Origin of the sequence: Psychrobacter piechaudii (genome assembly GCF_900162825.1) — a bacterium.
Taxonomy (GTDB): Bacteria; Pseudomonadota; Gammaproteobacteria; order Pseudomonadales; family Moraxellaceae; genus Psychrobacter; species Psychrobacter piechaudii.
Genome location: NZ_FUGE01000066.1, coordinates 1 through 15,844, shown reverse-complemented (window position 1 = coordinate 15,844; position 15,844 = coordinate 1). Strand labels below are relative to the sequence as shown.

At 42.9% G+C, this 15,844-nt stretch carries 9 protein-coding genes; 5 read left to right on the top strand and 4 right to left on the bottom strand.

Features of this window, described 5'->3' with window-relative positions:
• Window positions 1-256 precede the first annotated feature (256 nt).
• The gene (locus A1019T_RS02555) at window positions 257-3,697 is read right to left on the bottom strand and encodes a histidine kinase dimerization/phospho-acceptor domain-containing protein (protein ID WP_077450288.1); all 3,441 of its coding nucleotides are present in this window, start codon (window positions 3,695-3,697) and stop codon (window positions 257-259) included.
• Between the two features lie 209 nt (window positions 3,698-3,906).
• Between A1019T_RS02555 and cysM the strand changes: the two genes are divergently transcribed.
• From cysM to mutM, 5 genes are all read left to right on the top strand, one after another.
• Window positions 3,907-4,854: a cysteine synthase CysM gene (gene cysM, locus A1019T_RS02550; RefSeq protein WP_077450287.1), complete on the top strand. Its 948-nt coding sequence runs from the start codon at window positions 3,907-3,909 to the stop codon at window positions 4,852-4,854.
• A 112-nt stretch (window positions 4,855-4,966) separates the two neighbouring features.
• Window positions 4,967-5,782 (top strand): 3'-5' exonuclease, encoded by an 816-nt coding sequence (locus A1019T_RS02545; RefSeq protein WP_077450286.1) that lies wholly within the window; start codon window positions 4,967-4,969, stop codon window positions 5,780-5,782.
• 218 nt (window positions 5,783-6,000) lie between these two features.
• Entirely contained in the window at window positions 6,001-7,554 is a 1,554-nt protein-coding gene (rlmD, locus tag A1019T_RS02540) for a 23S rRNA (uracil(1939)-C(5))-methyltransferase RlmD (RefSeq protein WP_077450285.1), read from the top strand.
• A 306-nt stretch (window positions 7,555-7,860) separates the two neighbouring features.
• Entirely contained in the window at window positions 7,861-10,476 is a 2,616-nt protein-coding gene (locus tag A1019T_RS02535; protein ID WP_425271919.1) for a RelA/SpoT family protein, read from the top strand.
• Window positions 10,477-10,478: 2 nt separating this feature from the next.
• Window positions 10,479-11,411, top strand: coding sequence for a bifunctional DNA-formamidopyrimidine glycosylase/DNA-(apurinic or apyrimidinic site) lyase (gene mutM / locus A1019T_RS02530; protein ID WP_077450283.1), 933 nt, complete (start codon window positions 10,479-10,481; stop codon window positions 11,409-11,411).
• A gap of 157 nt (window positions 11,412-11,568) precedes the next feature.
• Here mutM and mscL read toward each other — a convergent pair whose 3' ends face one another.
• From mscL to A1019T_RS02515, 3 genes are all read right to left on the bottom strand, one after another.
• On the bottom strand, window positions 11,569-12,000 hold the full coding sequence (gene mscL / locus A1019T_RS02525; protein ID WP_077450282.1) for a large conductance mechanosensitive channel protein MscL: 432 nt from the start codon (window positions 11,998-12,000) through the stop codon (window positions 11,569-11,571).
• 338 nt (window positions 12,001-12,338) lie between these two features.
• Window positions 12,339-14,186 (bottom strand): translational GTPase TypA, encoded by a 1,848-nt coding sequence (typA, locus tag A1019T_RS02520; protein WP_077450281.1) that lies wholly within the window; start codon window positions 14,184-14,186, stop codon window positions 12,339-12,341.
• A gap of 200 nt (window positions 14,187-14,386) precedes the next feature.
• Window positions 14,387-15,538: an OmpA family protein gene (locus A1019T_RS02515; RefSeq protein ID WP_077450280.1), complete on the bottom strand. Its 1,152-nt coding sequence runs from the start codon at window positions 15,536-15,538 to the stop codon at window positions 14,387-14,389.
• Between the last annotated feature and the right edge of the window lie 306 nt (window positions 15,539-15,844).

Sequence of the window (15,844 nt, the reverse complement as noted above, 5' to 3'; positions counted from 1 at the left end):
ATGCACAAATCGCCATAACGCTTGGGTCTGAGCAAAACTGCTTTTAGTATCCATAGTTGCTTTCATACCAGCATGTAGATAACCGTTTGGGTGAGTGTGATTGTGTACGAGTTGTTGATATCGTTTGATGAGCCTCGTATCTAGCTCCATTTTGTCTATGCCATACTGCGCTATTTTATCAAATTTATGCTCACTGATGAATTGTGTAGATACCTATGCCCTGAAGGGGGTGGTTTTACGGCGATAGGTGATAAATTTAGATCATTTTCCAAGTCATGTCATTTTCACTTAAATTCTTCTCATCACTGTCTTGCATTTGTTTGGTTATATAAGCATCTAAATCTAAGGCTTGCAACACTTTTAAGCTAGAAACCAGCGCCGTATAGTATTCCTCTAACATATTGAACTGTGCTGGCGTAGTATGCTGCACATTTAATAAGCACTTATCCTCTAAGTCTTGGCTGGCTTGACGGATTTGGGGCACACCAGAGTAGCGACTTGCGCCCAATATTCGATGAGCGATTTGTGCCAGTTGCTCTCTGTCTCTATTGTCCCAAGCCTTTTGTAAATCTAGTAGCTCATCTTTTACAGAATCCTGCATCATTAGCAGTAATTGCTTTGCCAAGTCCGCCTTGTTCGCCGATCGCATCAAAGCATCTCGCCAATCTACTACTGGCATCTCGCCACTGTCTGTACTAGAAGCTGCCGCATCCTCTTGCTTTTGTTTCAAGGCACCATCAGATTGGGCCGATTTACTTTGTTTTAAGGCACTTGAGACCGGCTCTCCCCCTCGCCCTAGCCAGCGCTGTAGAATTTGTAGCAGCTGTGGACGACTGATAGGTTTGCCCACATAATCATCAATACCAGCAGCTATCAGCTTGTCTTTACCATCCGCTAAACCGTGCGCTGTTAACGCAATAATAGGCAAGCGTTTGGTATAGTTTGAATGCTCTTTTTGAGCCTCTTCTTCTAATTGACGTATTTTTTTAGCCGCCTCATCGCCAGACATTCTAGGCATTTGAACATCCATAAATACCAAATCAATTTTAGTATTTTTACTGTCTTTTGCTGAGTTAGAGTTGGCTTCAGCCTCTGTTCCGGACAGCTCTGAATAGTGATAGGTGTCATACATAATCTGCTTACTGATTATGTCTACGGCATCATAGCCACTATTGGCGGTAATAACCTTAATTCCCAGCTCACTAAGTAACGCATCAAGCACCAACAAGTTTGGCAGATGATCATCTACCGCCAGCACCGTTATTCCCTGCCAAGTTGGCGGAGCGACCATAGTTGAGATATTGGTGGTCCGTGTGTCTAGCATACTATATAGTTGACGCTTATCTAGAGGCTGATAAAGTCCGGTCGCCTTATAACGCTCTAGCAAGGTTGCGTCTAAAGCCACTTGATAGCCATAAATGGCTAGCTTTCCTTGATAATGCAATCTAATTTGCTTTAACAGGGCGGCCCTATCCTCTCTGGCCTCACTATCTCCCCCATCGATAACCACCCAATTCCAACGATTACCACCTTCTTTTAGCTTCTCTAAGGCCCCTGCCAACGAGCGGGCTATGGTCACCTTCATATTCAATGGACGAGTAGCGGCCATAAATACTTGGATACTTGGAGCATGGTTTATCCATACCAACATCTCAAAAGGCTTATCTTCGACTGTCGATGATTGGGCAAATGGACGCAGTACAGGGAGCCTTATTTGATCTTCATCTTCCATATCCTCATGAGTCGCTCCAAACTCAATATCATCAGGCAGATCTACTTCTATATGGGCTGGAATGGTGAACCAAAAAGTGGCCCCAGTACGTACTGGACCTGTATTCGTATTGGCATGTAAGGTGGAGTCGGCCAATAGCCCCTGACCATTTATATTGACCTTATCATTATCATAAAAACCAATACTACCGCCCATTAGTTTGGTCAACTGCTTAGAGATGACCAATCCTAAACCGGTACCGCCATACTGCCGGGTAATCGAAGGATCGCCTTGGCTGAAACTTTGAAATAGTTGACTCTTAGCACTATCGGACAATCCTTGGCCTGAGTCTTGAATGGCAATGTGAATCATGCTGCCACTGTGCGAATTACTGTCTCTTGAAATTTGACCATTTCCAGTGCTTTTAGCAGTATCTGAGTCCCTCTCAATCACTGTGGCCTCTTCAATCTCGTCGATACCCACTCGGACTACAACCTCACCCACATCGGTGAATTTAATGGCATTACCTACCAAGTTGGTCAGCACTTGCTTAACCCGCAGAGCATCACCAATGATGGTGCTAGGCACATCGTTATAGTACATAACCGCCATACGTAGCCCTTTTTCAGCGGCCAACGGCGACAACATATCCATCACATCATAAATGGCTGAGTACAAACTAAATTCATGCTTATCTAGCACCAGTTTACCGGCTTCAATTTTTGAGAAGTCTAAAACGTCATTGACCAATGCCAATAAGTGAGCCGAAGATTTACGGATGGTCTGCACATATAAGTCTTGCTCTGCAGTTAAATTTCCATGCCGCGCTAAAAGGTTAATAAAGCCATCAATACTATTTAAAGGGGTGCGTAATTCATGGCTAATATTGGCTAAGAAGGCAGACTTAGCTTGGCTACTAGAGATGGCCTGGTCACGGGCTTCTCGAATAAAGATGTTTTGCATCTCCATTTCATCAAAAGCATCGCGTAGATCGTCTTCGGTCTGATCAGAGTGATCCTTTAGCTCCTGAAAGTCCCCATATAGCCTTCTAAAAGTCTTGAGCAAATCCTGTTGTAATAAATTCAATTCACCCGTGGATTCAATGTTTACCGGCAAATACATGTTTTCTGGGGTAATTTGCTGTAAATGCAGTCGTAAGTCATAAATAGGCGCAATCCAGCTCTTGGCATAAGTATTTAAGCTTAGTAGCAACATAAGCAAGGTAAATAGACCGGTAATCCCCAATCCCAACCAAACCTTGAGCTGAGCTATGGTCAACGGCTCATTGTCCATATCAACGAATAACCAATACTTTGTTCCCTCATAGTTGCCCAGTAGGTAACCATAAGCTGTCCCTATCTCGGTGGGAATACCTGACACAAATTCTTGTTGATCAACGGCCGTTGTATGAACTAATTTTTGTGGACTAACCTTAATCCAAGTCTCAATATTTTGATCCCCAGAAGAAGCCAAAGCTTTACCATTTTCATCAACAATAGCCACCCGCTGGATGTGCTGATTATTATTCATTGAGGATAAGATATAGCTAATTCGCTTTTGTATGTCATCTAAAGACTTAAGGTTTTTTTCAAGCTCCTCACTGCCAATGCTACCGTCGACACCTTGAAGTTCTTCAGGTAATGACATATTGGCCACTTGAGAGCTTGAGTCTTGGATAACTTCAGCGTTGCCACTGATTGTCGAGGCAGATTCGTTTTGCTCCAAACTTTCGGGTAAGGCCTCGCTGGGTAAGCTGTCTTGAGCCTCATTTTGGTTGTTTAAAATCACAGGCAATAGCTGCTTTACCATGGGCTCATAGCGTATCAATGCGGCTGTGGCCAAAGTGCGCTGCTCAGACTTAATGGCTTTACTCGACTCTCTTTCTACCAAATAAGCCCCTACGGCTGCCAATATAACAATGGGCAAAAACACCAGTAAGATGAGCTGTGCATACGCACTACTAAAATCAATTATTTTTTTTCGCATGAGAAATAGACTTTATTTAAAGGCATTAAGGCCACAATAGATTACAGCCAAATAAAAGCAAATAAACGCTCAGCTATATATAAGCCGAAGCCACAATAAGTGTAACAGGTTTTAACGTATTGCAGATAACCTGATAGGGCTCAAAATGGTATAATCTTTTGCATTTATACTTCTTATAATACTATTGATAACTTGTACTGAGGCTCTTTATGTCAAATTCGACTCAAACCCCTGTGAACTTCTTCGACCAAGTCACAACCTTGTCAAACTGCGTAGGCAACACCCCTTTGGTATCTCTACAGCGTTTACCTCAGCTTGAAGGCGTTGACACTCAGGTACAAGTTTTGGCTAAGTTAGAAGGTAACAACCCAGCCAGCTCAGTCAAGGATCGCCCGGCCTTTAACATGATTCATCAAGCTGAAAAGCGGGGCCAAATAAAACCAGGTGACACACTAATTGAAGCCACCAGTGGCAATACGGGCATTGCCTTGGCTATGGTTGCGGCCATGCGTGGCTACAATATGATTCTGTTAATGCCCACCAACTCTACCCAAGAGCGCAAAGATGCCATGGCCGCTTATGGAGCCACTTTAATTGAAGTAGATGAAGGTATTGAGGCGGCTCGTGATCAAGCTTTACAGCTACAAGCTGAAGGTAAAGGCATTGTGCTAAATCAGTTTGCCAACCCTGACAACAGTGCAGCCCACTATGAGACAACAGGCCCTGAGTTATGGCGTCAGACTGCTGGTCGTATCACCCACTTCATCAGCTCAATGGGTACAACAGGAACCATTTCTGGGACTGGTAAATACTTAAAAGAGCAAAACCCTGACATTCAAGTTATTGGGCTGCAGCCTGATGATGAGTCCTCTATTGCTGGTATCCGCCGCTGGCCTGAAGAGTACAAACCAGAGATTTATGATCCAACTGTTATCGACCGTACTATGGACATTAGCCAATATACGGCAGAAGTTTATATGCGTAAATTGGCCCGTACTGAAGGTATTTTAGCAGGAGTCTCCTCAGGAGCCGCCGCTTGGGCCGCTATTCAAGTGGCTAAAGAGATCAAAGACACACAGCCAGACGCGGTCATCGCCTTTATCGTTTGCGATCGTGGTGATAGATATCTATCTACCGGCTTATTCACTGCTGAATAATCGCTTTGCAATAAAATAAAAATAAGAGAGTTAATAACACTGGCAGCTAGCTTGCCGTTGCCATTTACTTTCGATACTTGGCTATTAATACTAAAAACACAGCAGATACGCTATGACTTATTTTTCAAAACAACCTGTCTTGGTATTCGACATTGAAACCATCGCCGATATTGACGGCGCGCGTCGGGTTTATCCTCAGTTGGCCAACCTTAACGATGAGGATGCGTTGACCGCCTTAACCAGCCTACGCCTTCAAGAGTCTGGGGATGACTTTATGCGCCTCCCCCTGCATAAGATTGTGTGTATCTCTGTGTTTTATTTGAAAGACGGTCAGCTCTCCCTATTTTCTCTAACGGCTGATACCCTTAGTGAAAAAGAAATTATCTCTACCTTCTTCCGTGCCTTTAAAGATCTTAACACCTTACCGCAGTTGGTCAGTTGGAATGGGTCAGGATTTGACATCCCAGTATTGATTTACCGGGCAATGTTATACGATTTAAGCGTTCCTTTACTGTTTGAAGAAGGCAACCGCATTACTGCCATGCGCTATGATAATTACGTCAATCGCTTTCATACCCGGCACTTAGATCTAATGGATCGCTTTAGCCAATATGGTAGCAGTCGCCGTGAGGCCATGACCATCGTGGCTAATTTATATGGTTTGCCTGGTAAGCGTGAGCTTGATGGCAGTCAAGTTGGCAATATGGTGGCACAGCAGCAGTGGCACGAGCTTGCCCTTTACTGCGAGTCAGATGTTCTTAATACTTGGCTAATCTACCTACGTTGGATGCGTTTGACAGGCAGCCTCTCTTCAGCTGACTTTGACACTTGGCAAGATCAAACTCGCGACTTTTTGCAAAACAAACTTGAAGAGGATAACAGTATTCGTCATCAGGACTTTTTAGCGTATTGGCCGGTCTCTCATTAATCACCTTCAAGAGGGATAGCTATAATACTCCTCCCTCTGCCACTTCTATTTCACTGATTTAATCCCAAATTCCGATACCTTAATAGATTTACTCCCTTTTTAAATCAGTTTTAAAGCAGTTATTGCTAACACTTCAGTCTCGGCCAAGGGCTTTATGTGTTAAAATCTCACTCATATTTACTCTTAATTTTTGGCACATTCAACAAACAGGCAGGTTTATGCAGCCCACCGATAATACAAACAACACATCTTCTTCAACCGACAGTCACACTGACAATGCTTCTTTAGCGGCAGTCCCAAGCAAGAAGCTTTCTAAGCCCAGCTCAAGAGTGCGCCGCCGCTTAAAAGACGCTGCACCGCTCCCTTTTAAAATTGATGGCTTATCTCATGATGGCCGGGGTGTGGCTATTTATGGCAATGAGTTTGGCGTGGACCAAGGTCATATTGAAGAAAAACATGGCAAAAAAGTATTTGTCAGCTTTGCCTTGCCTAACGAGTCCGTTACTGTGCGCCTAACCAATAGCCGTAAAAGCTTTGAGGAAGGAGATGCGGTTGAGCTGATTGAAAATGCTCACCCAGAACGTCAAACCCCTCCTTGCCCACACTTTAGGGTATGTGGTGGTTGTAGCCTACAACACTGGCAGCCTGATGGTCAGATAGCCTTTAAACAAACTGTGTTGGCAGAACTGCTTCAGCACCAAGCCGATGTTCAACCTGACAATTGGCTACAGCCTGTAGTGGCAGACCGTTTAGGCTATCGCACAAAAGCACGTATGGGGGTTCGTTATGTGGCCAAAAAAGATACGGCTTTAGTAGGCTTTCGTGAGCGTAACAGCAACTTCCTGGCTGAGTTAAATGAGTGTCATATTCTAGATGAGCGTATTGGCTTTGAGCTTGAGAATCTAAAAGCGTTAATCAGCTCACTTGAATCACGCTCACATATTGCTCAAATTGAGCTAGCAATGGGCGAAGCGATACCAGAACTGGCTGATGGCGACCAACCTGTAGCGCTTATTTTGCGTCACCTTGAACCGCTGTCTGAATCTGATATAGAGAAGCTAAAAGCCTTCTTTAAAAACCGTAACTGGCAGCTTTATTTGCAATCAAAAGGCCCGGACAGTATAGAGCGTATTGCCTTACATGACACCGATGACTTAATGCAGCAGTTTGGCCGTTTGTATTATCAGCTTCCCGAATTTAACTTAACTTATGAGTTTATTCCCACCGACTTTACTCAAGTCAACTTATCGGTCAACCGTAAGATGACTAAATTGGCGTGTGACCTACTAGATTTAAAGCCTGGTGAGCGTGTACTGGATTTATTTAGTGGTCTGGGGAATTTCAGTCTACCTTTAGCGCGCTTAGTTGGGGGTGAAGATGGCACTCAAGGTCTGGCCATTGGGGTGGAAGGCTCAGACGCCATGACAGCCCGCGCCGCTGATAATGCCAAACGCAATGGCATCAGCAATACGGAGTTTTATAATCAAGATTTGACCCAAGACTTTAGTGAGCAGCCGTGGGCGCAGCAAGGCTTTGATGCTATTTTAATTGACCCGCCTCGCTCAGGAGCCTGGGAGGTGATGCAGTATCTGCCTCGCTTTAATGCCTCACGCATTGTCTATGTGTCTTGTAACCCTGCCACCCTGGCTCGTGATACCAAGGCTTTGATTGAACAAGGCTACCGCCTAACAGATGCTGGCGTGATGGACATGTTCTGTCACACCGGTCACGTTGAATCCATTGCCCGCTTCGAAAAAGTGGAGTCAGCTTAATTCAAAAAGGATTAACTATAAACTATAGTGAGCCTATTGACCCTTACATTCTCTAAGCCTCAGGGCTTCATATGAAATATAAGGGTTAAGTCAGCTCACTATGGTATAAAAGGATTTTGATTACTTACTATACAATACTTATAAAATATAATTGATAGGACCAAGGTTTACTTGGTTCACAACTGTTCACAGAGCCGAACTTGAAATATTTTTAATAGATAAGATAATAATAAACGATAGTTAAGTAATAACATACAGCATAATATAAGACTGGGTTTAAGCTCTTAGCTTGAACCTGTCTAACTTATGTTAAGGGAGGAAGACTTGGTAAAAGTTCGCGAAGGGTTACCCCTTATTGATGGTCAAACAACAACTGAAGACAGTGCCTCCTTAGCTGCGCAAATGATTGCTGAGCAGCAACATGGTTATTATAAACCGGGTGCTAGTGACTCTTTTAATTTGCTGAATGAAGATTTAAAGAAGCAACTGGCCATCTCCAAGCTCACCACTGCTATGGATCGCTCTATTGAAGCGGATTTCCTACCTCTTAATGATGCCGCATTGGTTGAGCGGGTGAAACTTGATACCTTAACCTACTCTCACAATACGGCCTCTACTTCCGATTCTGATAAGAAATCCAGCCCTACCGATGAGCCAGACAAAGATAAGGTCTTAGCGGAAAACACCATTATCGACTTACCCGCTTGGCTAAAAGCGGTTTCTAATCGGGTTAATATTCCTGAATTACCAGATTTAGCAAAAGCCTGTGAGATGGTGGGTAGGAAGTCTAGCTTAGAGACTGAGGACAATCGTTCTAGTGCCTATATGACTGGCATTGGTATGACCGATATTCTTACTTATCTATACCAAGACGAAGATGCGTTGACGGCTGCTATGCTTTATCGTGCGGCGCGTACCAATTTGATTTCTAATGAGCGTATCGAAGAAGCCTTCGGCAGTGAAGTGGCTAAACTGGTTAAAGATGCCTTAGCTCTGGGTCAGTTATCTGAAACCATCGAGAGCAACAAACGACTAGAAGACCATTTTGCTAATAATCAGCGCGAGCAGCTGTCAAATATTTACAGCATGCTGATCTCGATGACCAATGACGTACGTGTAGTATTGATCAAGCTGGCCGAGCGTACCTTTGCTATGCGTGAGCTATCTTACGCCAGTGAGGAGCGTAGACGGCGTGTGGCCCGTGAAGTCATGACTATTTATGCTCCTTTAGCGCACCGTTTGGGTATTGCTCAGATTAAATGGGAATTAGAAGATCTGGCCTTCCGCTATCTGGCCCCTGATCGCTATAAAGAGATTGCCAAGCTGTTGTCCGAAAAGCGCAGTGAGCGGGAAGAATACATCGAGCGAGTACAAGCCCAGCTCGAAGCAGCGTTAGCAGACGCCGGTATTAAAGGGGAAGTCTCTGGGCGGGTTAAGCACATCTACTCTATCTACCGCAAGATGAAGCTAAAGGGCTTGTCATTTGATCAGCTGTATGACATTCGAGCCCTGCGGGTATTGGTCGATACCCAAGCTGAGTGTTATCACACTTTAGGTCTTGTCCACGGGATGTGGCGTCATATTCCCGAACAATTTGACGACTATATTACCAATCCTAAAGCCAACGGCTATCGCTCGTTGCACACTGCGGTTATTGCTGAAAATAAATCTTTAGAAATTCAGATTCGTACCCATCAGATGCATTTTGAAGCTGAGCTGGGTATGTGTGCTCACGTCAATTACAAAGAAGGCGGTAAAAACAAGCAGGACACTTACCTTAATCAGAAGATTAACTCTTTACGCCAGTTATTATTGGCAGGTAGTGATAGTACTAATAAAAACTTGTCACCCGAGGGCATCATAGATGAGTTTGATTTAGAAGAAGACGAAGAACAACTGGTAGACTTTGGCGAATTAGAGCACATCTACGTGTTTAGCCGTGATGGAGACATTACCGAGCTGCCTAAAGGTGCCACTGTTTTAGACTTTGCTTACTATGTGCATACTCAAGTGGGCAACCGAGCTCAAGCAGCGCGCGTAAACCAGCGCTATGTTCCCCTCACCTATCAATTAAAAACTGGGGAACAGGTTGAAATTATTACCAAATCATCGCGGGAACCTAACCGGGATTGGCTAGTGCCTTCCTTGGGCTACATTCAAACCTCACGTGCCCGCTCAAAACTGCGTCAATGGTTTAATAAGCAAGACCGAGATAAAAACCTAGAGATCGGCAAACAAATGCTGGCAAAAGAATTGGGGCGCTTATCGGTTCATCCTAATAGCATTAACTTAAAAGACTACGTCAAACACTTTAATGTAAACTCTGCCGACGATATCTTAGTAGGTTTAGTCACCGGTGAAATTGGCCTTCATCAGCTGACAGGGCACATCTCTCGCGAGCTTGATCTAGTCACTGACAAAGAAGAGCAAGAGTATACTCCAAGCGTGCATCCCAAAGTTACAGGGAAGCTTGATGCTTATAAGATTAATATTGATGGCCTAGATAATATAGAAACTCGGTTTGCTAATTGCTGTCAGCCAGTCTACGGCGAACCTATTGCAGGTTTTATTACTCAAAGTAGTGGGGTCTCGATTCATAATCGAGGTTGTGCAGAGTACAACCGCTTAATTGAACGGGAACCTGAACGTGAAATTTCGGCTTCTTGGGTCTCACAGCAAACCAGTTATCAGCCCGTTGAAATCATTATTGAGGCTTATGACAGAAGAGGCTTACTTCGCGATCTAACCCAAGTTATCGATAAAGAAGATGTCAATATCCGCGGCGTAGATACCAATAGTGACGATGATAATGTGGCCCACCTTAAGTTCCGTCTCGAGGTGACCGGTTTATCACAGTTATCAAAGTTGCTGGCCAAGCTTGAACAGCAGCCGGGTATCTTACATGCAAGAAGAGCTGTCTAATTATGCCTGAGTTACCTGAAGTCGAAACCACTAAGACCAGTTTAAAGCCGCTACTTAATAAAAAAGTAGCAACAGTTGAGGTTTTTCAACCCAAGCTACGTTGGCAGGTCCCCGAAGATATTGATAGCCTGCAAGACTATGTGTTAGATAACATTCAGCGCCGAGCTAAGTATTTAATTTTGCACTTTAAAAAAAATATGCAATCTGGCATAACTGAATCCACTATCACACAGCCACAAACCAAGGCCTTAATCATTCATTTGGGTATGTCCGGTAGTTTGCAGCAATTTCCTACGGGCACAGAAAAGCGCAAGCATGACCATCTGATTATGCAGTACGACAGTGATCATGCTTCGGAAGCCTCCATTCAGCTACACTACCATGACCCCCGCCGTTTTGGGGCTATTTTGTGGTTAGACGACTATGAACAAAAGCTGCTGGCTCATTTGGGAGCGGAGCCTTTAGATGCAGAGTTCTCAGGAGACTATTTATACGATAAAATTCATCGTATCTCTGAAAACAAAGCTCGCAATCAGCTTAATAAATCTCCCTTAAAGCCGATCAGCCGCCCGATTAAAGCGGTAATAATGGATCAAGTGGTTGTGGTAGGAGTGGGTAATATTTATGCTACTGAAAGTCTGTTTATGTCAGGTATTCATCCCAGTACGCCTGCCCATAAGCTAACTAGATCCCAGTTATCTGAGCTTGCGGATCACATTCGATCAATCCTGAAAAGAGCCATTACCCAAGGTGGCTCAACTTTAAAAGACTTTACTGTGGCCAGCGGCACAACGGGTTATTTCCAGCAGACCTTATTGGTATATGGCAAACACAAAATGCCCTGCCCTACCTGCGACACTCCTATTGAGAAGGTAACCATCACTGGTCGCGCCAGTACTTTCTGTCCGAATTGTCAGCCTCAACCTAACTCGTAACGCATAATAATGAATAGAGAATAAGCATAAAATTTAGCAAATAAAAAAGAGACTACCTTAGATAGTCTATTTTTTTTATTTTTTTAACTTATGCAGTTACTACATTGCGAGTTACGGCTTTAAGTAGTTGCTGTATTAATAGCTACTATATTAAAAATTACTTGCTTAGCTTTTGGCTAATTTCACGAAGCAATAAAACTTCTTCTGACGGGGTCTCTTCAACCAGTTCTTCCACATCACTGTTACGACGCATTTTGTTCATACCTTTCACCATCATGAAGATAATAAAGGCTAGGATTAAGAAGTTGATAAGTACGGTAATGAAGCTACCGTAAGCCAGTAAAGGAACACCCGCTTCTTTTAGGGCATCATAAGTCATGGCAACGCCTTCTGGAGCATCACCTAATAAAATGAACATGTTCTTAAAGTTAATCTCACCGCCAGCGATGAAAGCAACGATTGGCATGATCACATCTTCAACTAAAGAGTTAGTGATACCTGAAAATGCACCACCAATAATCACACCCACTGCTAAATCCATAACATTACCCTTTAGGGCAAACTCTTTAAACTCTGACATCATACTCATAATTAATCCTCCAAAAGATTAACAAAAAAAAGCACAAGCGATCTGAGTAAGCAAGTAAGTCATTGCTTAACGCACTTGTACAAAAAAGGGATAAAATTAGACAATAGAAGCTCATCGAGAAAGATGAGGTATTTCGCTTAGTATTAGTCTATATTAAAAATCTTTGCTTAAAATAAAAAGAGTTAACATAGACTATGCGCCTATATTAACTCTTCTCAGATACCAATCCGTAGTCAAAATGTAAACAATCTTTAGTTTTATAGTAAGTTATAGGCCTTTTAAAGCTTAAGTCTTACAAAAGATTGTCCACAGTGTGACGTATGAATTAAGCAGCTTATTTATTTCTCTTTTTTACGGCCGTGACGCTTACGCTCACTTTCAGTCAAATACTTCTTACGTAGACGAATTGACTTAGGCGTTACTTCAACCAGTTCATCATCTTCGATAAACTCAAGCGCCTGCTCTAGAGTGAACTTAATAGGTGGAACTAAAGTTAATGCTTCATCGGTACCACTGGCACGTACGTTGGTCAACTGCTTAGCGGTAGTTGGGTTAACAACCATGTCATCGCTACGTGAGTTAAGACCCACAATCATACCTTCATACACTTCAAGTTGAGGCTCAGCAAAAAGCTTACCACGCTTCTGAAGGTTAAATAAGGCATAGCCCAGACAAACACCGTTTGCCATTGATACTAGTACCCCATTCACACGACCACCCACGTCACCCACTTTCTGCGGACCATAATGTGAGAAACTTGAAGTTAAGATACCAGTACCAGAAGTTAATGTCATGAACTCAGAACGGAAACCAATAAGACCTCGTGCTGGCATCACAGCTTCAATACGCATACGACCTTTACCATCAAGTTGCATGTCGGTCATTTCACCTTTACGAAGACCCACTTGCTCCATGATGGTGCCTTGATGCTGCTCTTCCACATCAAAGATTACGTTTTCGTACGGCTCTTGAAGCTTACCATCAACTTCTTTGACGATAACTTCTGGGCGTGAAACCGCTAACTCATAGCCTTCACGACGCATGTTCTCGATCAATACAGATAAATGTAGCTCACCACGACCAGAAACTTTGAATTTCTCAGCTGACTCAGTATCTTCTACACGCAAGGCGACATTATGAATAAGCTCGCGCTCTAAACGTTCACGGATATTACGTGAAGTCACAAACTTACCTTCACGGCCCGCGAAAGGTGAGTTATTCACTTGGAAAGTCATAGAAACGGTTGGCTCATCCACTGTCAATGGTGGTAAAGCTTCAACATGGTTAGGATCACAAATAGTATCAGAGATGTTTAAAGCATCAATACCTGTAATACAGATAATATCACCAGCCTGTGCTTCTTCAACATCAATACGATCTAGACCATGATAGCCCATGATTTTAAGGATACGACCGTTGCGAGTCTTACCGTCTTTATCAATAACGGTAACTGGAGTATTGGTTGAAATACGACCACGCTCAATACGACCCACACCAATAACCCCTACGAAGTTATTATAGTCTAGGCTTGAAATCTGCATACGGAATGGCGCATCCGCATCCACTTGTGGTGGCTCAACTTTATCCACAATAGTTTCAAATAATGGGGTCATGTCATCAGCTAGGTTATCAGCATCTAAACCAGCGATACCATTAAGAGCTGAAGCATAAACAACGTTAAAATCTAGTTGTTCATCACTGGCACCCAAGTTGTCGAATAGATCAAATATTTGATCCATTACCCAATCAGGACGAGAACCAGGACGGTCAATCTTGTTAATCACAACGATAGGTTTCAAGCCTTGCTCGAACGCCTTTTGGGTAACGAATCGAGTTTGTGGCATAGGACCATCAATAGCATCTACTACCAGTAGTACGCAGTCAACCATAGACATTACACGTTCTACTTCTCCACCAAAGTCGGCGTGACCTGGGGTATCTACAATATTAATGCGGTATTCAATATCTGTTTTAGGATGTCGCCATTTAATGGCTGTATTTTTTGCAAGAATCGTAATACCACGTTCTTGCTCAATTGCGCCTGAATCCATTGCGCGTTCCGCAATATTTGCACGATCGTCGAAGGTACCAGATTGATGTAATAATGTATCAACTAAGGTTGTTTTACCATGGTCGACGTGAGCAATAATAGCGATATTGCGTAAATTTTGTATTTCATTAGACATATTTTAAAGACTCAATATTTTTCGGGTAATAATCAGTAACTCTTTTCACGCTCGCAGTATAACACCATTATATTACAGTTGATTAACTGATTTTATAAATGCTTCAAGAAAAATGTAAAGGTTACTCAAGGTATATAACAAAAAAAAGCCACCAATTTGGCAGCTTTTTTTTAAATAACTACTAAAACATACTCAAGATATTATTGAACGTTCATATCTTTAGTTTGGTCAACAGTCATGGTTTTGTTACCAGTGATAACAGCGTACACACGACGGTTCATTGCGCGACCTTCTTCAGTATCGTTTGGCGCGATTGGACGGTCATAACCGTAACCAACAGTGCTTAAACGGTTAGGAGCTACGCCAAATTCGTTAGTTAGCATAGTCTTAACTGCGATAGCACGGGCTTCAGATAGACGCTGGTTGTAGCGAGCTGATGGACCAGTCTTAGAAGCGTGACCTTCGATGCTAGCTGATGAGTTTGGATACTCACGCATTTTTTCTGCTACTTTAGCGATTTCTGGCTTGTACTGCTCTTTGATAATTGATTTGTCGTTATCGAAGAATACACGTAGTTCCATTTTCAGTTCGTCATCGATCTGAATTTGTACTGGACACCCAGTTTCATCGACTACTACGTTAGCTGGAGTGTTTGGACACTGATCTAAGCGGTCGATTACGCCATCGCCATCGCTGTCTTGGTCAGCTTCAACAAGGATTACTGGAGTTGGTTCAACAGTCGCTAATGGAGCAGCTACTGCAGGCGCTAAGTGACCGCCTAGAACTACTTCTAGACCTGCTAGAGCCATACCGTCCCATAGGTTGTGATCAAAGTTGTGGATAGCACGAGCTTCACCACGTAGGCTTAATGCATCGTTGATACGGTACATAGCACCTAAACCTAGGTTACCGATAGTATCTTTAGTTTCAGCTCTTTCGCTACCATCAGGACGGTTTACTTTAATTTTCTGCTGACCTGCACCGATTAAAGCGTATGGACGGAAAGCAGTATCACGGTAGCCAGAGAACTCATCAAAGCCCACTAGGAAGTTACCAGTGATCATTTCACGCTCAGCATCACCAAATTTTTTACCATCTCTACCGATAGCATCAGAGTCTGTAACACCATATTCAACTTGGAATTGAGTTGATGGGGTTAGCTCGATACCTAGAGCAGCACCAGTGTATAGATCATCTTCTTGATAAAAACCAAGTTTTTCTTGGTTGTCATCGTCTTGAGCTTCAGTGTAGTGGTAACCAAGTAAGATTGGGCTCACAGTTACACCAGCAGTTGCCATCATTGGCGCTGCAGCAGCGGCAATTAAAGCCAAAGTAATTTTGTTAAGTTTCATAAACTTCCTCCAAGGGACGGTTTGTGTGCAAAAAACACTTAATATCTCTAATTTGTAATACTCGGTTCATTAAAAAAATCAACCAAGCACCAATTTATACTTTCGCATAATAGCTTATATATAAATTAATTTATTTACAACATATTTTTGTGACCCAGTCATCTAGTACACATAAAAATCACATAAACCACTTGCTAATTACATTGTAATCAATTAATTGATACTCAGCACCAGTATGTCATCATGCCAATGCGTATTTAAACCTTATTTGATTCAGGCTACTAATGTAGTTTACCTAAAAAAGCA

Coding starts and splice junctions, on each gene's coding strand:
- A1019T_RS02555 (WP_077450288.1), bottom strand. CDS start 3,697: ATGCGAAAAAAAATAATTGATTTTAGTAGTGCGTATGCACAGCTCATC.
- cysM (WP_077450287.1), top strand. CDS start 3,907: ATGTCAAATTCGACTCAAACCCCTGTGAACTTCTTCGACCAAGTCACA.
- A1019T_RS02545 (WP_077450286.1), top strand. CDS start 4,967: ATGACTTATTTTTCAAAACAACCTGTCTTGGTATTCGACATTGAAACC.
- rlmD (WP_077450285.1), top strand. CDS start 6,001: ATGCAGCCCACCGATAATACAAACAACACATCTTCTTCAACCGACAGT.
- A1019T_RS02535 (WP_425271919.1), top strand. CDS start 7,861: ATGTTAAGGGAGGAAGACTTGGTAAAAGTTCGCGAAGGGTTACCCCTT.
- mutM (WP_077450283.1), top strand. CDS start 10,479: ATGCCTGAGTTACCTGAAGTCGAAACCACTAAGACCAGTTTAAAGCCG.
- mscL (WP_077450282.1), bottom strand. CDS start 12,000: ATGAGTATGATGTCAGAGTTTAAAGAGTTTGCCCTAAAGGGTAATGTT.
- typA (WP_077450281.1), bottom strand. CDS start 14,186: ATGTCTAATGAAATACAAAATTTACGCAATATCGCTATTATTGCTCAC.
- A1019T_RS02515 (WP_077450280.1), bottom strand. CDS start 15,538: ATGAAACTTAACAAAATTACTTTGGCTTTAATTGCCGCTGCTGCAGCG.